Source organism: Paenibacillus sp. DP01 (assembly GCF_044784315.1).
GTDB lineage: Bacteria > Bacillota > Bacilli > Paenibacillales > Paenibacillaceae > Paenibacillus > Paenibacillus polymyxa.
Map to the genome: position 1 here is coordinate 2,340,029 of NZ_CP173059.1, position 19,270 is coordinate 2,359,298.

The 19,270-nt window shown below is 46.8% G+C and carries 14 protein-coding genes; 13 read left to right on the plus strand and 1 reads right to left on the minus strand.

What is annotated here, in order from left to right; translation table 11 throughout:
- The first annotated feature begins 50 nt into the window (after positions 1-50).
- The 11 genes from essC to ACH59B_RS10685 all read left to right on the plus strand — a co-directional run bounded on the left by essC (position 51) and on the right by ACH59B_RS10685 (position 14,481).
- Positions 51-4,046: a type VII secretion protein EssC gene (gene essC / locus ACH59B_RS10635; protein WP_290403368.1), complete on the plus strand. Its 3,996-nt coding sequence runs from the start codon at positions 51-53 to the stop codon at positions 4,044-4,046.
- A gap of 16 nt (positions 4,047-4,062) precedes the next feature.
- Positions 4,063-4,905 carry a hypothetical protein gene (locus ACH59B_RS10640; RefSeq protein ID WP_016821030.1) on the plus strand — a complete coding sequence of 281 codons (843 nt, stop codon included), beginning with the start codon at positions 4,063-4,065 and terminating at the stop codon, positions 4,903-4,905.
- Between the two features lie 5 nt (positions 4,906-4,910).
- Positions 4,911-5,447, plus strand: a complete 537-nt coding sequence (locus tag ACH59B_RS10645) for a WXG100 family type VII secretion target (RefSeq protein ID WP_031463346.1) — start codon at positions 4,911-4,913, stop codon at positions 5,445-5,447.
- Positions 5,448-5,704: 257 nt separating this feature from the next.
- Positions 5,705-5,980 carry a WXG100 family type VII secretion target gene (locus ACH59B_RS10650; RefSeq protein WP_007430133.1) on the plus strand — a complete coding sequence of 92 codons (276 nt, stop codon included), beginning with the start codon at positions 5,705-5,707 and terminating at the stop codon, positions 5,978-5,980.
- Positions 5,981-6,182: 202 nt separating this feature from the next.
- Complete coding sequence (locus ACH59B_RS10655; protein WP_404303699.1) at positions 6,183-8,228, plus strand: hypothetical protein; 2,046 nt, start codon at positions 6,183-6,185, stop codon at positions 8,226-8,228.
- A gap of 85 nt (positions 8,229-8,313) precedes the next feature.
- Positions 8,314-9,066 (plus strand): vWA domain-containing protein, encoded by a 753-nt coding sequence (locus ACH59B_RS10660; protein WP_013370788.1) that lies wholly within the window; start codon positions 8,314-8,316, stop codon positions 9,064-9,066.
- Positions 9,067-9,078: 12 nt separating this feature from the next.
- A complete protein-coding gene (locus ACH59B_RS10665; protein ID WP_123797115.1) occupies positions 9,079-9,915 on the plus strand; it encodes a hypothetical protein in 837 nt (278 codons plus the stop codon).
- 265 nt (positions 9,916-10,180) lie between these two features.
- On the plus strand, positions 10,181-10,990 hold the full coding sequence (locus ACH59B_RS10670; RefSeq protein WP_017427968.1) for an SDR family NAD(P)-dependent oxidoreductase: 810 nt from the start codon (positions 10,181-10,183) through the stop codon (positions 10,988-10,990).
- A gap of 406 nt (positions 10,991-11,396) precedes the next feature.
- A complete protein-coding gene (locus ACH59B_RS10675) occupies positions 11,397-11,930 on the plus strand; it encodes a PadR family transcriptional regulator (RefSeq protein ID WP_045243837.1) in 534 nt (177 codons plus the stop codon).
- A 5-nt stretch (positions 11,931-11,935) separates the two neighbouring features.
- Positions 11,936-13,318 (plus strand): MFS transporter, encoded by a 1,383-nt coding sequence (locus tag ACH59B_RS10680; RefSeq protein ID WP_123797116.1) that lies wholly within the window; start codon positions 11,936-11,938, stop codon positions 13,316-13,318.
- A gap of 788 nt (positions 13,319-14,106) precedes the next feature.
- Complete coding sequence (locus ACH59B_RS10685; protein ID WP_123797117.1) at positions 14,107-14,481, plus strand: DnaJ family domain-containing protein; 375 nt, start codon at positions 14,107-14,109, stop codon at positions 14,479-14,481.
- A 63-nt stretch (positions 14,482-14,544) separates the two neighbouring features.
- Here the strand turns inward: ACH59B_RS10685 and gluQRS are convergent, their stop codons facing one another.
- The gene (gene gluQRS / locus ACH59B_RS10690; RefSeq protein ID WP_123797118.1) at positions 14,545-15,540 is read right to left on the minus strand and encodes a tRNA glutamyl-Q(34) synthetase GluQRS; all 996 of its coding nucleotides are present in this window, start codon (positions 15,538-15,540) and stop codon (positions 14,545-14,547) included.
- A gap of 342 nt (positions 15,541-15,882) precedes the next feature.
- Here gluQRS and hrpB point away from each other — a divergent pair, with 342 nt between their 5' ends.
- Entirely contained in the window at positions 15,883-18,411 is a 2,529-nt protein-coding gene (gene hrpB / locus ACH59B_RS10695; protein ID WP_123797119.1) for an ATP-dependent helicase HrpB, read from the plus strand.
- 119 nt (positions 18,412-18,530) lie between these two features.
- Positions 18,531-19,115 (plus strand): general stress protein, encoded by a 585-nt coding sequence (locus tag ACH59B_RS10700; RefSeq protein WP_017428324.1) that lies wholly within the window; start codon positions 18,531-18,533, stop codon positions 19,113-19,115.
- The last annotated feature ends 155 nt before the right edge of the window (positions 19,116-19,270 follow it).

The following is a 19,270-nucleotide window of genomic DNA, read 5'->3' on the forward strand; positions in this document are numbered from 1 at the left end:
TATGAAACCTTGGTAAAATGAAATAGTAAGCGAAAAGGGGGACTTTTGTCTTGAATGTATTATACCAGCGATCCCCGAGATTAAGACCGGCCCTCCGAGAGGAGAAGCTAGAGATTTTACGGCCTCCGGCTGAGCCGAGCAAGCCGTCTTTTTCTATTATATCTATACTTATTCCGTTAATGATGACGTTGGTGACTATAGGCTTTTATGTATATATGAGCAGAACAGGCAAGATGGGCAACAGTAACTATTTGATGTTCCAGATGGTCACGGTGGTCATGATGCTTACATCTTATACGATTCCTTTTTTCGTCTATTTAAATAATAAGAAGGAATATAAGCGCAAGTTGGAGGAACGGGACCGCATGTACCGGGAGCAGCTCCAAAAGCATCGTGAAGAACTCAAAATGAAACGCGAAGAACAAGTTCGCACGCTATATGAAATTCACGGTGATCCGCAAATATGCACTCAAATCGTAAAAAACCGCAACAGTTCTCTTTGGGAACGATCACCGGAGGATGAAGATTTCTTGCAGGTACGTATCGGGACTGGACAAGTTCCCTTTCATATTAAACTGCAAATCCCACGACCTGACGGTTATGACCGAGATCCTTTGTTGGGAGCTGCAGATGAACTGGAAGAAGAATTTCGTTTGGTGGACGCTGCTTCCATTACATTGCCACTGTTTCAATCCAAAGTGATCGGATTGGTCGGCGAGCGGGAGCATACTCTGGCTGCGTTAAGAGTCATCTTGGCACAAGTAACGGTTCGTCATTCGCCAGATGAAGTGAAAATCGCCTCCTTCTATGATGAGCGAGAGGAAAGTGAATGGACTTGGATGCGCTGGCTCCCACATGTATGGGATGATGACCGAATCCAGAGAATGATGTCAGACCGCAGTAGTAGCGCCCATCAATTAGCTGACTTTCTGTTTGCTAGATTGAACCGTCGAAAAAATAATCGCAATGAACGTCAGGGCAAAGGGATGGAAGCCCCGTGTTATGTGATTGTTTTATCTGACACCCAACTGATTGAGGAAGAACCTTTGTTGCCGTTGCTGCTGGAGGACGGCCGAGCCATAGATGCGTGTACAATTGTGCTGGCTTCTCGTAAAGAAGCTTTGCCAATGCAGTGTCAGCTGATCGTGGAAGCTTCCAAGGAACAGGGTGTATACGCCCTTAAATCAGAATCGGCGGAGGTTGAACAGCAAAGTTTTAAACCGGATCGTTTGTCCAAAGAGGAAGCCGATGCACTGGCGCGGTACATGGCGCCTATTCGCTTGAAGCGTTCTTCGGCTTCTGATATTCCCGCTGTTCTGCCTCTTTTTGATATGATGAGTGTAGCAAGTGTGGAAGAACTGGATGTGGCAGACCGGTGGCGACGTAACCGCCATCCTGATACATTACCTGTGCCGATGGGCGTGCGGGCAGGCGGCAAAAAGATTATGATTAACTTGCATGATAAAATAGAGCGTCAAGGGCATGGGCCCCATGGCTTGATCGCTGGTACGACAGGTTCAGGGAAAAGTGAGGTTATCCAGTCTATCGTAGCCTCGCTCGCTGCTGAGTTTCACCCACATGATCTTGCTTTTATGCTGATCGATTACAAGGGTGGAGGCATGTCCAACACGTTCGTTAACTTGCCGCATGTTGTGGGTACAATCACGAACCTGGACAATAATTTGATTGAACGTGCTAAAATATCTCTTAAAGCAGAACTGGTTCGTCGACAAAAGATATTGAACGATGCAGGCAATTTACAGCATATTGATGAATATTACAGACTACTCCGGCAGCGGCAGGAACAACCGCTGCCTCATCTGGTTATTATTATTGATGAATTTGCACAGTTAAAGCGGGATCAGCCAGAGTTTATGGACGAGCTAATCAGCATTGCCGCGATTGGGCGGACATTAGGTGTCCATCTGATTTTGGCGACTCAAAAGCCGGCAGGTGTTGTCGATGATAAGATTTGGAGTAACTCCAGGTTCCGCATCTGCTTGCGGGTGCAAAGCGAAGGTGATAGCCGTGATATGTTGAAAATACCGAATGCCGCGTGGATAACGAAGCCGGGACGAGGATATTTTCAAGTGGGTAGCGACGAAGTGTTTGAAGAAATGCAATTTGCTTGGAGCGGTGCGCCGTATATAGGCAACAGAGACATTTCTTCTGCCTTACCTGTTCATGAAGTGAGACTGAACGGCAAACGTGAAGCGCTATTGACGGGCGGAGAACGGGCAAGCTCAGGCTTAAAAGGAGAAGAAGCTCCTAAACAGCTTCAAGTATTTATTGATTATATTGCAAAAGAAGCAGCTAAGGCAGGAATCGAACGTCTTCAGGGACCGTGGCTTCCGCCGCTGCCAGAAATGTTGGATTTAACTAATCTACCGCAATGTACCGAAATAGATAGTACATCATCATCGTTGGAGCTGAAGTCTCTTATTGGGCTGGTCGATGATTTGCCGAATCAACGGCAGGAGCCGATGTATGCGTCGCTGGATCATGGTCATTGGGCTGTGTATGGCATGCCGGGCATGGGGAAAACGACCTTTTTGCATACGTTGCTGATGTCCACGGCACAGCGTTACGCTGTGAATCATTGGAACGGTTATATCATTGACATGGGTCGAACCATGCGCGACTTTGGAGAGCTTCCACAAATCGGTGCTGTTATGATGGCAGAGGAGGATGACCGGATTAAACGGTTGTTCCGCTATTTGTTCAAGATGGTGGCCCTACGCAAGGAAATGCTTTCTGAGGCTGGCGTCAAAACAATAAGTTCTTTTCGACGTTCTGCTGTTGAAGATGTGCCGCAAATTGTCGTAGTTATTGATGGATATCTTAATTTTCGTAATGCGTATCCGGATGAAAATGAACTGCTGGAATCACTCTTGCGTGAAGGAGGCAGTCTAGGCATCACCTTCATCATTACAGCGAATCGGATTACCGATGTGTTTGAGAAGTTCCGCAGTAACATACCTAATGCTGTTTCTTTCGAATTGGCTGATCCTAGTGACTACTATTATGCGGTTGGACGACCGGCCAAAACACCAGGACCTTTAATTCCGGGCCGGGCTCTGGTTAAAGGGCATGTTCCTCCGCTGGAGTTCCAGACGGCACTGCCTTCACCAGGAGAAGATGAAGCGGAACGATCAGCACAACTACGTCGCAATATCGCTGGTATTGCGCAGGGATGGAAGGGTAAGCACGCACCGGCCATTCTCCCATTGCCTGAGCGGATTCCGTTGCTGGAACTGCTTCAGCAGTGGGATCGAACGAGTGGACCATCAGGTGCGCTTCCTTACGAAGTACCTGTAGGCCTACAGAGTGACGATCTTGAGCCTTTTCTCCTAAATTTAAAAGAAGGGCCTAATTTTATCGTAGGTAGTCCAATGGAGGGTGGAAAAACCTCCTTCCTGATGAGTTGGATTATATCGCTCGCTTATTACACCTCGCCGGATCAAATGCAAGTCTATACGATCGATACACGCTATGGAGGTGGGGGACTATCCCGATTACGGCATCTTCCTCATGTCAAGGCTGCTGCCGAAAGCGAGGAAGAAATGGGACCTCTGGTACAACAGGTGCATGATATCGTTCAACAACGGAGCAAGGATGGAAATGATCCCGAACTGCTCCTGGTCATTGATGATGCGGATATGTTAAGCAAGCAACTGAACGATTTTATGATAAAGGATCAGCTTTCCGCCATTGTACGGTTGGGACGTGATCGCAATGTGCATGTCGTGCTATCGGGTGTGCCAGCTGATTTTCCTACCTTTGGTGTGGACTGGTTTAATGATGTCAAAGCAAGCCAAAGTGGTATGCTTTTTGGAACACTGGATTCGAATGATTTATCGTTCTTTCGTATCCCTTATTCAGAAGCGAATGCCGCTGCTGGTGGCCTAAAAGTCCTGCCTCCTGGGCAGGGATACTACGTACGACGCAAATTTACCAGGATAAAAGCGGCGATTCCCTTCTCAGAGCAAATGAGCTGTGAGGATTGGATAACGAAAATTCGTGACCGATGGCATGTTGTAGTTTGAAGGGAGGTGGCTCATAATGTTAACGTTTCAAGCTTCCAAGCAGAAGTTAATAACCCTCAAGGCAAAGGAACTGTTTTTTCTGGCAGGCGTATTGGGTTCTGACAGACTGCTTGGGGTGGAAGATCCGTTTAAGGGCTATCTAGCAGAGGAGTTGGCGGAAGAGTGGGAGCAGGTCAAAGCTGCTCTTCTGGAAAAAGGTTATCTGAAGCAGGCCGATAAGGGTAAAGAGCTGGCTATGCCTCCTACCGTTTTTTCAAGAGTTGCTATCGCGGGATTATCCAACAGGGCTTGCCGTATACGCTATGTAAGGGGAGGTAAGCAGTTTGAAGGCTATCTTCATTGCACGAATGAGCGTGTGGTGGAGCTTGTGAAATCTGTTGACGAACCCGATGAATATCGTCTGTACGATCTGGGTAATGTGGAAAAGGCTTGCGAAACATTGATTGATAAAATGGGCTGGGTTGATCGGCTTGTACCTGAATCTCCCGCGCTTATGTTTTCCAAGCAGGCCTTTAATAAAATTTACGAGCAATCTGCAGGAGAAAGTTTGTCTCAAATCAGCAGTAAGCTAACTGAGGCTAGCGGAGATGAAGAGGGAGCAATGAGACTGGCTCAGTCTTTGAGTTCCCGTGTAGCCGAGGGAGAATTGCAATTGCTGGTCTGGAACGGCAGAGAGTGGGAGTCACAACGGGCAGCTTTTGTCCTTTGTCCTGCAATGAACTGGATATTTCGGATGAGCTCTGCGGGTAACGGAGACTGGTTAATTGCAGCTATGGCTTCGAGAGATCAGTTTGTGGACTTATTATTGAATTGGTTGAAACAGTCGGCAGTGACTGAAGAAGTGACAGAAGAAGGGTGATGGATATGCGCATTCGAGTTGAACCGGATGTGCTTCGGGGGCTTAGCGGGCAGCTACAGCATGCGGCGGAGCAAATTCAACAGTTAACAGCAGGTTTGGAGCAGGCGTTACAATCGCTGGATTGGGATGTATCTGCACGTGAGGCGATCTTGAATCAGTGGATGCAAGCCAAACGAATGTCAGAACAGATTCATGCTTATCTCCATACATCAGGTACACAACTGAACCGAAAGGCAGAGCAGTTTCAGTCTGTTGACCACAACTATCAAACGATTCTGCCATTTGCCAGCCAACCATTGGGACGACCCGTCACGATGCTCGATTGGTCGAATCAACAATCACCGTCTATTCTGCCTGGGCAAGCTTCGGAAGGAAGCAGTCTAATTTCCAACCCGCAGTCTGTCGTACATGCTATTGCAGGTGTACAGCCTTCGGATGTGGGCACCTTGCATCAGGATATTCTGAAGCAGGCGTCTTCTAGCAGTCCGCAGGATTGGCATTTTACTGATCCGTCTATAGCAAGAGATCAGCCTGTCGCTTAGTTCGGATCGTTCCGGGATGATCTGGATCGGTCTGTAATCCATATGAATTTGTTATACCATTCCCGGTTTTATGGGACTAATATGGGACTTATTAGGTGGTTGTTTTATTAAGATTGTACTGTTAGATGCTGTTTTATAGTTAAAAAGTGGGATTATTGCAATTAGGTCCTTTGCCTTTTGTATGGGATTAAATAGCCATAGTACAATTTGAACCAGCTAAACAAAAACATTTTTTATCATCAAGGAGGACGCAAAAAATGGCAGGACGCATTTTAATTACCCCAGAACAGGTTGATCAGGTAGCTAACCAATTTAAACAAAGTGGTGAGCAAAGCCAGCAGATCGTTTCCAGTTTGACTCAGTCCATCTCCGGTATGGAAGGTCAATGGGAAGGTATGACTAAACAACGCTTTTTCCAAGAGTTCCAAGAAGCAAGCAAACAAATGCAAGCTTTCGTAACGACTTTGAATAGCATTAGCCAAGAATTGACAGCTATCGCTAACAAATTCCGCACGGTTGACCAAGCGAAATAAGTTGTCGTGCCTGATCGGCATTAACTTATCATATATCACTCTATAATGAAGCAATATGTGAACCTATTCCTCACGGTTTGGCACAGATTGTATAGGAAAAACCGGGCGATCTTCGGATACCCGGTTTTCTTGCCATCCATAGACGTATATAATAAGGTGAGGAAAACTAGCATACTGAATGATATAAGGAGAGGGATGTTTCATGTCTTTTCAACCGAATCCGGGAGACGAATTGATCATAAACGGCACAGCTTATGTGGTTGGACGACATCCCGCTGCACCCGGTTTAGCCTATGCACAAGCAGGGAGGCAGGGAATTGTATACCAGCTGATTGCCAAAAACGGAGCACCGCATGAGGCGAAAGCCCTCAAAGTGTTTTTTCCGAAGTTCCGCATCCCGGCTATGGTTTATCAATCTGAGCATATGGAAACATACGGGAACATTCCCGGTTTGCAGGTATGCAAGCGTGATGTGCTCACTCCAGAAAGAAACGGAAGTCTGATCGCTGAGCAGCCTGATTTGCTGTATGCGGTGCTGATGCCATGGGTTCATGGTATGACATGGTTCGATTGTCTCACAGATCAGCGTCAGCTTGAGGCTTCCGATAGTCTGGCTTTAGCCAGAGCACTGGCAGGGATCGGTTCAGCGATGGAGCAAAAAGGATTGGCTCACTGTGATTTATCGGCGCCCAATGTTATGCTTCCGTTTTTTTCTGAAGTGGAATTGCCTGAAGGCACGTCAGCTGTGGAATTGGTAGACGTGGAGCAAATGTATAGTACCAAAATGGATCGTCCAGATGCACTATTGGCAGGATCGCCAGGGTATGCTGCACATCGTACCGTTCACAGCGGGTTATGGAGCGCGTATGCAGACCGTTTTGCAGGAGCTATCATTATTGGAGAAATGCTAGGCTGGTCTGACCGTGTGGTGGTCGATAAAGCGTGGGGCGAAAGTTATTTTGATCAGCATGAAATGCAGACGCCTTGCGAACGTTATTTTATTTTACGGAAATCGCTTGAAGCCCGCTGGGGTAGCAAGGTGGTAGAGCTATTCAGCCGTGCTTGGGATAGTCAGGATCTAAGCAGTTGTCCTACCTTTGGCGAATGGCTGGTTGTACTTAATGCGGTTACTGAGCAGGAAATTCTAGTGGAGGATACAGAAACGGAGCCAGCTGCGACAGATACAGTCGGTGTGGCTGCTGTGAGCGGCGCTTCCAGTGAAGCGGTATCCTCGTTGGCAACACCTGCCCCGCTCAAAGCTGAACAGGCTGAAATGTTAAATCAGGCTGCCCTAGAGCAGGGAGAGCGTGGAGTAACGGACAAGCTGTTTCGACAGGCACGTGAACTGGAGCAGCAGAACAAACCTGCTGCAGCGCTGGAAGTATATCGTTCGTTGTATCACTTTGTAGAAGATGGCAGTCCTCTGCATGTAGAAGTGTCGGCTGCGATCACAGGACTGGAGGAGCAGCTGAACCCCAAGATGCCAGAGCAACCTGAGAAATCGAAAGCCTGGTATCGCTCCAAAATGTTTATCGTGACAGCATCGGCCGCAGTCGTTCTGTTGGCAGCTGGAATTCCAACTGTGAGTATTCTTGCGGATCAGTCTAATCAGCGACAAATCGAGGCTGCAAAGCAAGAAGAAGCAGTGAAGGCTGCAAAAGCAGCCGAGGAAAAGTTGGTAGCTGAGCAGGAGGCCGCTCAAAAATCGCTAACGGAGAAACAACGTCAGGAAGCTGAACAGCAGGCTAAACAACAGGCTCTTGCTGCTCAAAAGCAACAGGAAGAGCAGAAGAAACAACAAGCCCTGATCGCTCAACAGGTTAAATATGAAGCTTATCTCGCCCAAAAGGAACAAAACAAGCAGGCTGCTGCCAAGTTGGCGAAGCAAAAAGCATATGATCAACAGGAAAAGTATGAAAAATACCTGGCCTTGAAAAAGGAGCAGGAAGCTCGTGCCGCACAGGAAGAAGCAGCTCGTAAAGCAGCAGCTGAGGCGGAACAAAAGCGAAAAGAAGCTATACAGGCACGTAACAAGGAGAATGTTCTCCAGCTTATTTCCTTGTATAACAAGGCGTATGCTTCTCAGGAAGGTGGAAGCACCGCGAAGGCCAAGAGCTTTGCCAAACGTTTTAGAGCATTATATGATAGCAATCCTTCTTATTATCGTTCAGTAGGTGAAGTGGGCTATCGGGCTTCCTCTATTTATAACTTTTTAGGAGATACGAATTTTAGACTGCCTAAAATTTGATGTTTCATATGTTTATATAATGGCGGAATGATAGATTAGGAAACAGATACAGATCGAAGGTAACTGAGGGGAGCATGTACAAACCATGAATTATACAATACAGGCTTCACAACGTACTCCCGCCCTGATCATTTACCTGATTGACATCAGCGCGTCGATGAATATGCTGATGGAAGGGCGGCGGCGTATTGACGTTGTATACGAAGCTATATCACTGGCGATCCGACAGATGGTTTTCCGATCGACCAAGGGAAATCGGTTGACTGCGCGCTATCGGATTGCAATTTTGGCTTATAGTGACGACGTATATGACCTGCTGAATGGTGTCAAGGGAATTGATGAAATCGCGGCTATTGGTTCGCTTCCTGATTTGACACCCAAACGATTCTCAGATTCAGCAAAGGCCTTCTTGCAAGCTGAACGTATTTTGCAGGCGGAATTACCAGGGATGCAGGATTGTCCTGCACCTTTGGTCTGCCATATGACAGATGGTGTTTCCACAGGCGATGATCCGGAACCGATTGCGAAGCGCATTATGAACATGAGTGTACCAGATGGCAATGTACTGGTGGAAAATATATTTTTATCCGACAGGTTGCTGGAAACGCCTATTCAGGACCCCCGTCGCTGGAAAGGTCTGACGCATAATACGCCTTTGCAGGATGAACATGCTGTGAAACTGCGTAATATGTCTTCTGTGCTTCCTGAAAGCTATCGGGAAATGCTGTTTGAGGCAGATTATCAGTTAGGTGAAGGAGCCATCATGATGCTGCCTGGAACCTGTGCGGAACTGGTGTCCATTGGTTTTCAAATGTCAGCTGCAACGCCTGTACGGTAAGGAGGTAAAAGCATGAATCCACTGCTGTCCCTGCTCCCCACGAGCAAAAAAAAGGGATTGAATGCAAGGCTGACTCAGCAATTTGCTTACATAAGCTCTCAGACAGGCGATCAGCCTTTATCATCTCATCACAGTCGTTTTATGTGTCGTTATGGCTATGGAAGGTCTGCTGAATCTGCTAGTATGGGAGAAAGCGGACAGGATTTTGCCGCAGTACGTATTCATAAATCTGTCTGTTGTTTTGTCTTGTGTGATGGTGTCGGGCTCAGTTACCGAGGAGATTTTGCAGCTCGCTATCTGGGTTCTTCTTTACTGGATTGGATGGAACAGAGACAGGATCTGTCTGCTAATCAATTGAGGGAGTATCTTGAGCGTCTGGCAGGTGCAGCTACTGAGGAACTGGATCGGCAGCCTCTGGATCACGAACCAGGCTTAATGCGTTCAGTATTGGAAGATAAACGTCGACAGGGAAGCCAGTCCATGTATATTTGCGGTAAAATCGAACTGCCGAAACGAGGTACCCGTGGTCGTCTCCGACTTGCCTGGCAAGGGGATTCACGTTTGCGATTGTGGAACGGTACGGAAGAAATCAGCGAACTATTTGATCATACCTTCTCTACTGCGGAACGCTGGTCTACAAGCCGTGGACCGATTGGAGGGAAGCCGCATTGGTACGAAAGAAGCATACCCGCAGATATGCCAATGAGATTACAGGTATACACGGACGGTTTGTCCGATTTAGATCCTATTCGCGAGCCTGTCCCTGATGAGCAGATACAGGTATTACTTGATGCGTCTCATACCGGGGGACTTGATGATGATGCGGCATTTATTGAGCTGCAGTGGTAAATGAATAAGCCAAAGGACGTATGCATCCATATCGATGGTTGTAGAACGTCCTTTTTTGATAGATACATAGAAAACTGCGAATAGGTAAGATATTTACGGAATGTAACGAGAGAGAAGAAGAAAAGATGCACTAATGCACGAAATATTCAATCTTTTCCTGAATATCGCAAAGGAACAGCAAAAAATGCGCAAAAATGGTGATTATAAAGTATACCCTTTTGGGTAATCTTGTGATTATACAGATTATTGAAAGGGAGCGATACGTATGAGCTATACATATGCAGGAGGCGCGCGCTTTGAAGGCAAAACTGCTCTAATTACAGGTGCTGGTTCTGGTATTGGCAAGGCAACGGCCATCCAAATGGCTAGAGAAGGAGCAAATGTCGCTCTTTTTGACGTAAGTAATGATCGCATTTTGGAGACGGAAAGAGAAATTAATGCCATACGTGAAGGGTCAGCCCGGGCTTTTGACGTGGACATTGCCGATCCGGTGCGTGTGGAAAAAGCAGTGTTGGAAGCGGTTGAATTGTTTGGCGGGCTGCATATCATCTTTGCCAATGCGGGGATTAACGGGGTCGTCGGACCAATCGAGGAGCTGAGTATTGAGGATTGGCGGCAAACCTTGTCAACGAATCTGGATGGCACCTTCCTGACGGTGAAGTATACAATACCACATTTGAAAAAGAACGGTGGCGGCAGCATTATCATTACCAGCTCGATTAATGGAAATCAGCGCTTTACCAGTTTTGGGATGTCAGCCTATAGCACATCGAAGGCAGGTCAAACCGGTTTTGCAAAAATGGCAGCCCTAGAGCTGGCCAAGTTCCGTATTCGTGTCAATGTCATTTATCCAGGGGCCATTTCGACAAATATTGATGAAACCACGGAGAAATCGGAAGGGTTGAAGCAGATTACCATCCCTGTGCAATTTCCCGAGGGAGATCAGCCGTTAGCAGATGGACCGGGACAGCCCGAACAGGTTGCTGATTTGGTAACATTCTTGGCCTCTGATCATTCGCGTCACATCACTGGCGCACAAATTGTGATTGATGGGGCAGAGTCGTTATTGTTTTAGAAAATGGAGTATTCTCTGGGACAGAGAAATGTTTTGTGGTATCTTAAGTGTACTATATTGGTTACGGTGCGAATGTGAAGCTCACATAAAAAACAGATCCTTCGCACCTCGGAATTTGTAGAAATAAATTCATATTCACTTTTATCGTTAGAAGTCAATAGTGGATTCAAGCTTTTTAAGCATCGTGTTTTTCGAAAATGCAGGAATTGATACCATTAGGGTATTAATTCCTGCATTTTTGTTGTCGCACTCTATACGCGTGGGATTGGAGTCATCATATCGCTACCATTCGCGGTCGGTAGGATGCTTTGCAACATAGCTTTTAAATTTGTTATACAAATAATTCGCATTATATATCTAAAAGATATATAATTGATGTATCTAAAAGATATATTGGGGGATTAAAATGATGAACGAATTTTTTATTTTAGGTGAATTAATGGAAGAACCTCAAAGTGGTTATAGTTTACGTAATGCATTACAAGCCACTTTAGGACGTCATAGAAAAATTAGCTATGGCGTGATTTATCCCCTACTTGAAAAATTAGAGAACAAAGGTTTTGTACAAATAACTAATGTAGAATCAGACGGAAAAAATAAAAAGGTTGCTACTATTACAGATAAAGGAAAGGAACGTTTTTTTGAACTAATGAAAATGCCTGTTCCAAGTGGGGCTCACAATGCTGATATCTATTTAATAAAGCTTGATGTGATGCAGCATCTTGCTCTAGATGAACAAATACAACTATTAGATCAATTCTATCAGGAACAAAAAGATATCGTAGAAGATACGCAAGACGCACTACAAGAATTAGCTGAGGAAGATTCAAAAGATCACTGGTATGCAAGTAAGAGGTTTGAGTTACGACTACAGCAAGCAAATGTGGCAATTGAATGGATTGAGAAATTTAAACACGAATTAAAGAAAGGAGGGTGGTAAACAGAATGACAAAAGAAATAAAAATAGCCTTGTTAATGGCTGCGAGTCTCTTTATGGAGATTTTAGATGGAACAATTGTAACTACCGCACTACCTAAAATGGCTCAATATTTTCATACAGGTTCGGCAACAATTGCTTTACTCATCAGTGTGTATTTGATTACAGTTGCCGTTTTTATCCCTTTGAGTGGATGGATGGCTAATCGATTCGGGAAAAAGAAGATTTGGATTATTGCTGTTATTATTTTTACCCTTAGCTCATTAGGTAGTGCAGTAGCACCAAGCTTCACTTTCCTTTTAATAATGAGAATTATACAAGGAATTTCTGGTGCTTTATTGACACCTACAGCAAGACTGATTGTATTAGAAAAGACACCGCCCTCACAGCTATTGAAAATGTTTAGTTATCTCATTTGGCCTGCTCTTGTAGCACCCGCAATAGCACCATTGATTGGCGGATTTATTGTTACTTACTGGAGCTGGCAGTGGATTTTTCTGATCAATGTGCCAATAGGTTTAATTATCGTATTAATCGGTATAAAATTAATCGATGCTGATAAGATAAATAAAACAACAACTTTTGATCTTTTGGGATTTTTAGAAATTACCTTTTCATCCAGTATAATTCTAGTTGGAGCAGAGCTAGCCACTCACGGAAAAAATTATTGGCTTAGTGCAATAGGATTAATTATCTTAGGCGTGATACTAGGATTTATAGTATTCAAGCACTTGAAAAAAGTAGACAATCCACTATTTTCACTTGATGCATTAAAAATAACTTCTTTTAGAATCTGCCAGACAAGTGGTTCTGTTTTGTGGCTATGTGTTGGGGCATTGCCATATATCCTCACAATTTTTTTACAAACGGTCTTTCACTGGTCAGCAGTAAAAGCAGGTAGTTATGTGTTATTTATTTTTATTGGAAATATTGGAATCAAACCTTTTACCAATGCAATTATTCGTAAATTAGGCTATCGTGGAGCATTATTGTCATCATTTGTGATGATATTTATTACATCAATTGCTTTAGCTTTCATTCAAATTAATACTTTTCCTATCGTGATCATGTTTCTTGCATTAGTCTCAGGTGTAGGACGATCACTAGCCTTAACTGCTTACAGTGGACTGAGTTTTTCTGAAGTAGACACTAAAGATCGAAATAGTGCCAATACTTTGAATGCTGTCGTTTCAACATTAGCTCAAGGGATGGGAATATCACTTATGACAGTTGTTGTGGGTTTATTACAAATCTTCTTCCCAATTACTATCGCATATGAACTAGGTTTTGTGTTTCTTGGTCTATTGATGATATTCCCAGCAATTGAAGTACTGTTTCTACCTAAAAATATTGGTCATGCAACAATCGGCGTTGCATATGTAAAAAACTGAGTATGTTCTTGTATGGTTCTAATCTTCATTTCTTATCGTCTTAGAGTGGGTTTGGTCGGGAATGTTAGTGATACCCCTCACTTCGTGTACGTGCATGGATGACATGAAAAAAGAAGTCTCGTATTGTGACCCGCCCAGCAGTAAATAGTACAAATTCCTTTTTAACGGATTCCTTATTCAACAAATTCCCCCTTACTTTTGTGCAATAATTAACTAACATTGCTATGGTTGAAGTATAACTTAAGATAGGAGTTGCTTATGAGAAGTTTCATGAGTAAGTTTCTAAAGCGTTATGCATCGATTTTGCTGAGCTACGCAATAGTTATAGGATTATTTTACGCTTTGGGATATAAGATGAGCGCTATGGGCTTCTTTGCAATTTTCACAGGAATTGTGATTGGATTAATAATCAACTTTGTATTATCAAAGCGAGAGAAATAAACCCATGTATCCCTTGATTGCATCCACATCAGGGGATTTTTCATGTTACTAAAAGATCGAATAGAGTTTCTGAATGGAATTTCTATATCTTTTACTGGTGAGAATGCACATAGAGAAATGAATTCAGTCATTGTCAACACTATGGATACTTTACTTGGATCAATCCAATCATTTTAGGATGTCGCTCGTCCAACATGTCATGTCTCATATATGTGCTTGGGATCGAAGAATAATCGGTTTTCTCCTACAGGAATACAGGACAACCTCATTATATGTAAGCAACAGTGGCAAAGGACTCCCGGTTTATTTAATATAGATTGTACATAGGACGCTTATTACAAGGAGTGATGAGAATGTTCTCTAGAATGGCAGAGCAGAAGATTGCCGAGGCGATGGCCAAAGGTGAGTTTGATCATTTGCCGGGAGAGGGCAAGCCACTGGTGTTTGAGGATTTGTCACATGTTCCAGAAGAGCTGCGGATGTCGTACAAGCTGTTGAAAAATGCAGGTATTTTACCGGAAGAGCTACAGCTGCAAAAGGAATGTGTCCAGTTACGTGATTTGCTTCACGCTTGCCATGAGGCAGGAGAGCAACAGCGGATCAGTCGCAGGCTGACTGAGAAATCACTTCGTCTTCGTATGCTGCTGGAGGAAAGAGGGCTGAATATGTCGTCTGTATTTTATGAATATGAGTCTGCTGTGCGTCAGCGACTGGAGGAATAACAGCGAGAGGAGCAAAGGGCGGAATGCCCTTGCCCATACACTTTCTTTCCGTGTTTTATCTCATTACCGTTGCAGTGCAGATAATTTCGTGAGGCATTGCTTGGTCAGGATGACTGGCTCCCGAGGCAGCTTGTCCAAATGAAAGCCATCGATTAAATCCATAGCCTTCACAGGCTCAGGAGAATCCAACAGCCCGGAAAAATAGGCGAGCCAGCCAATGACGGCTTCCGGTGTAATTCCTTGCCGACGCATGGCTCGGAGTGCTACGCCACCATGTCGTTTGGCCAGTCTACGTCCATCCGGACCCAGGACAAGGGGGACGTGTGCGAAACGTGGCGGCACTAAGCCCAGTGCTTGGTATAACAATAGCTGACGGGGAGTCGAATCGAGAAGATCATATCCGCGCAGCACATCGGTCATATGCATATTCGCATCATCGACGACGACGGCAAGTTGATATGAAAACATGCCATCCGCCCGTTTGATGATAAAATCGCCCCCCTCCGACGCACGGAAGGATACATGACCAGCTACCTGATCATGAAAAGAAATAATATCATCTGAATGCTGCGGTACTTTAAAACGAAGTGAAGGGAGTTTATGCTGTGCTTTAGCTAGAGCTTCTGAAGAGCTAAGGTTACGACATGTCCCTGAATATGCAGGTCCTTCACCCGACAGTCCGTGCGGAGCATGGGCGGCAGCCATAATGTCTGCCCGACTGCAAAAACAAGGATACAGTAAATCTTGCCCCTGGAGTTTCTCCAATGCAGATTGGAAGCGTTCAAGTCGCTGGCTCTGAGTGTAAGGACCATAGGGACCGCCAATGTCGGGTCCTTCGTCCCAATCCAGCCCGATCCAGCGCAAATCCTCCATAATTCCTTGCGCCAATGCGCTGCGAGCTCGTGTCATATCAATATCTTCTATGCGCAAAATATAGGTTCCGCCTAGGGAACGAACATGCAGCCAGGATAATAAGGCGGTGCGAGCGTTTCCTAAGTGTATCCATCCCGATGGTGTTGGGGCGAATCGTCCTCTAATGGGTTGGGTTTGTAATTCCATACGAAGTTACCTCGATTCTGTATTCCGTGTTTCTACAATCCGTCCTTTAGCAATCCATATCAACTATATTATAAAACGATCTTGCCGCGAGTGCATCTCGACAAGTATAGGAACTGGCACGGGAAAGTGTGCATACCTGCGAGGACCAGACGGCAAATTTAAATATCTGTATAATAGATTTAGAAGAATCATGCACGACAGATGAGATGAAATCCCTTTGCTGTGGACCAGTTTAACATTTTTTATTCGATTTTCAATAATTACAGGTAGTGAAAAATTCACAATAGCAAAAGAATTCAAACTTAGATTCTACGCCTCAAGCGTATCATTGGAGAGATTTCATTGACAGATAAACAATTGCCTATTACGCAAGTCATCCCCGAGCTTAAGCATGCCTTGCTATCCCATTCAGCGGCGGTCCTGATTGCACAGCCGGGAGCGGGGAAAACAACAGTAACACCATTAGAACTGCTGCATGAGCCGTGGCTGGCGGAGCAAAAGATAATTATGCTGGAGCCGCGACGCTTGGCAGCACGTGCGGCAGCAGCGCAAATGGCAAGGGCGCTAGGCGAGTCAACTGGGAAGACCGTAGGTTACCGCGTTCGTATGGATACAAAGGTAGGACCAAGCACGCGGATTGAAGTGGTTACGGAGGGCGTACTGACCCGGATGTTGCAACATGATCAGGCTTTGGAGGGGGTCGGGCTGATTATTTTTGATGAGTTTCACGAACGCAGCTTGCATGCAGACTTGGGCTTGGCACTTGCCCTGCAAAGCCAGGCGCTGCTGCGACCGGATTTGAAAATATTAATCATGTCTGCCACCCTAGAGGCAAAGCCTGTATGCAGACTGCTAGGGGATGCACCCTTACTGGAGTGCCCAGGCACCGTATTTCCGGTAGAAACCTTGCATATGTCCAAGCCTTCGTCAACCTCATTAGAGTCTTTTACGGCTGAGACGGTAGAAAAGGCGCTTTATGCCCATGAAGGCGATTTACTGGTGTTTTTACCAGGGGCTAGAGAAATTCATAGAACAGAACGAGAACTGACGTCCAGAAATTTACCGGCCTCCGTCAAAATCATTCCGCTGTACGGCAGCATGAAGCTGGAGCAGCAAGATGAGGCAATACGCCCGTCGGCTCCGGACAGCCGTAAAGTGGTATTAGCCACCTCGATTGCCGAGTCCAGCTTGACCATCGCGGGGATTACGGTGGTGATCGATAGCGGACTGTCACGCGAATCGGTGTTTTCCGCGCGAACCGGCATGAACCGTTTGACCACCGTTAAGGTGTCCAAGGCCTCCGCCGATCAGCGGCGCGGGCGGGCGGGCCGTCTCCAGCCGGGCGTGTGCTACCGGCTGTGGAGCGCGCAGGAGCATGCCGCGCTCCCTGATGCCAGCCGCCCGGAAATCGCGGCGGCGGATCTGGCCCCGCTCGCGCTGGAGCTGGCGGCCTGGGGCGTGCGCGAGCCCGCCGAGCTGGGCTGGCTGGATGCCCCGCCTGAGGCGGCGTACCACCAGGCCACAGGTCTGCTGCGCCAGCTTGGATGCCTGGATGCCGCAGCCGATGGTACAGCAGGCGGCATCACCGCGCATGGGCGCGAGGTATCCGCCTTGGGTACGCACCCGCGCTTAGGACACATGCTGCTGCGCGCAGCAGCTCTCGGCCTGGCCCCAACCGCCAGCCGTCTGGCGGCGCTGCTGCAAGAGCGGGACCCGTTCCGTGCTCATGGCGGAACGGATTTGCGCCCGCGGCTGGATGCCTTGCGCGAGGCGGCTCATGCCCGCAGCACGCACAGCCTGCTGGGAGCGGCAGACGATACGGTGATTCGTCGTATCGTGCAGGAGAGTCGGCAGCTGCTAGCCACGCTGCCGACCACAGCCGCATTGCAGGACGAGCCTGACGGCTCCGCGGCCTGCGGGCTACTGCTGGCCTTTGCGTATCCGGATCGGATCGCGCAGGGCCGAGGGGATGGCCGCTTTTTGCTTAGCGGCGGCCGGGGGGCGCGACTCCGACAAGTGGAGTGGATATCGCGTTCGTCCTATCTCGTCGCCGCCGAAGTGGACGACGAGGGAGCAGATGGCGCCATTCAGTTGGCGGCACCGATTGAATTGCAAGAGCTGATCCAGCATTGCAGTGATTTGCTGCTGGAACAAGCCAACGTATACTGGGATAGCTCCGCTTCAGCCGTGAGAGCCCGTAAGGTACTGCGGCTGGGCTCGCTTATCCTAAAGGAAGCGTCCTATGAGCGACCTCCGGCTGAGGAAATCGCGGCTGCCTTAATGCAGGGTGTGCGGGAACGTGGCCTCAAACTGCTGTCCTGGAATCGGCAAACCCTTCAGTTGCAGGCGCGTCTGATTTTTATGCACTTCTCTGCGCCCGAGGATTGGCCTGACAGCTCGGAATCCGCGCTGCTGGATTCACTGGAATCATGGCTGCTGCCATTTGTAGTTGGTGCCAAAAATTTAGCTGATCTGCAACGACTGGACGGTAGTGAATTGCTGCTTGGCAGATTGAATTGGGAACAGCGACAGCAGCTCGAACAGGAAGCACCGACGCATATACGCGTTCCCAGTGGTTCTCGTATTCCTGTCGATTATTCTCAACCTGAGGCACCTTCGCTGGCCGTGAGACTACAAGAACTGTTCGGCATGAAGGATACGCCCCGTATTGGACGCGGACGAGTTCCGATTGTGCTGCACCTCCTGTCACCAGCCCAGCGACCTGTGCAAGTGACATCCGACCTGTCCAGCTTCTGGAGCGAGGCATATTTTGAAGTCAAAAAGGACCTAAAAGGAAGATACCCTAAGCATTATTGGCCAGATGATCCACTAGAAGCTGTGGCGACTAATAGAGCAAAGCCCAAGCGATAATCGGCAACCGAACCTGGAATAGACATCATCGCGAATTTTGTAAAATCGTTTAAACGTCAGGATAGTGGGGTAATAAAAAAACGAACCACTCAACAACAACATATTGGGAGGTAACTATCATGGCTAATAACTTAAACGATTATAATGAAAAGAAAATTGTTGGTGTTTTTGATACCGAGCAGGAAGCATCTCGTGCAATTGGACAATTGCAGAGCAAAGGCATCCCAAGCAGTGAAATTTCTGTGATCACACGTGACCGTGACGACTTAAGGACGATTAGTGAAGAGACAGGCACCAAAGCACCGGAGGGTGTGGCTACAGGAGCGGCTACTGGTGGTGTTGTAGGCGGCGTTGCCGGCTTGCTGGCAGGCATCGGGGCTCTGGCGATCCCGGGTATTGGACCTATTCTTGCTGCTGGACCTATTGCGGCTACCCTTACCGGGGCAGCTGTCGGAGCGGGAGCAGGTGGCTTGGTCGGTGGACTGGTCGGACTAGGCATTCCAGAAGATGATGCCCGTCAATACGAGACATACGTCGATCAGGGCAAGATTTTAGTGCTGGTGGATTCCGCTGATCATCACAGGGATGTTTATGATATTTTCCGCACCAATCGTTCTCTGAATGCGGATCGTTACAGAACATATGATGATACGGTGGCAGATTCGCGGACAGGTGCGTACACAGATACTAGAAGGAACCTGTAAACACCGAACGGCTAGTTAAGGACGTGATTTAACAGGCTTTTCTATCTCCTTTGTATACAGGTTATTTCTACAGCAGCAGTCTTCCCCAGAGGGAAGACTGCTGCTTTTATGTGTTACCTACTTATTGAAACCACCTAAGTCAGATGATGCTTGGC

Bases quoted from the DNA above. Each gene is read 5' to 3' on its own strand.
- ACH59B_RS10675 (WP_045243837.1), top strand. From the start codon at position 11,397: ATGATGAACGAATTTTTTATTTTAGGTGAATTAATGGAAGAACCTCAA.
- ACH59B_RS10640 (WP_016821030.1), top strand. From the start codon at position 4,063: ATGTTAACGTTTCAAGCTTCCAAGCAGAAGTTAATAACCCTCAAGGCA.
- ACH59B_RS10645 (WP_031463346.1), top strand. From the start codon at position 4,911: ATGCGCATTCGAGTTGAACCGGATGTGCTTCGGGGGCTTAGCGGGCAG.
- ACH59B_RS10700 (WP_017428324.1), top strand. From the start codon at position 18,531: ATGGCTAATAACTTAAACGATTATAATGAAAAGAAAATTGTTGGTGTT.
- ACH59B_RS10670 (WP_017427968.1), top strand. From the start codon at position 10,181: ATGAGCTATACATATGCAGGAGGCGCGCGCTTTGAAGGCAAAACTGCT.
- ACH59B_RS10655 (WP_404303699.1), top strand. From the start codon at position 6,183: ATGTCTTTTCAACCGAATCCGGGAGACGAATTGATCATAAACGGCACA.
- ACH59B_RS10650 (WP_007430133.1), top strand. From the start codon at position 5,705: ATGGCAGGACGCATTTTAATTACCCCAGAACAGGTTGATCAGGTAGCT.
- ACH59B_RS10660 (WP_013370788.1), top strand. From the start codon at position 8,314: ATGAATTATACAATACAGGCTTCACAACGTACTCCCGCCCTGATCATT.
- gluQRS (WP_123797118.1), bottom strand. From the start codon at position 15,540: ATGGAATTACAAACCCAACCCATTAGAGGACGATTCGCCCCAACACCA.
- ACH59B_RS10685 (WP_123797117.1), top strand. From the start codon at position 14,107: ATGAGAATGTTCTCTAGAATGGCAGAGCAGAAGATTGCCGAGGCGATG.
- ACH59B_RS10665 (WP_123797115.1), top strand. From the start codon at position 9,079: ATGAATCCACTGCTGTCCCTGCTCCCCACGAGCAAAAAAAAGGGATTG.
- ACH59B_RS10680 (WP_123797116.1), top strand. From the start codon at position 11,936: ATGACAAAAGAAATAAAAATAGCCTTGTTAATGGCTGCGAGTCTCTTT.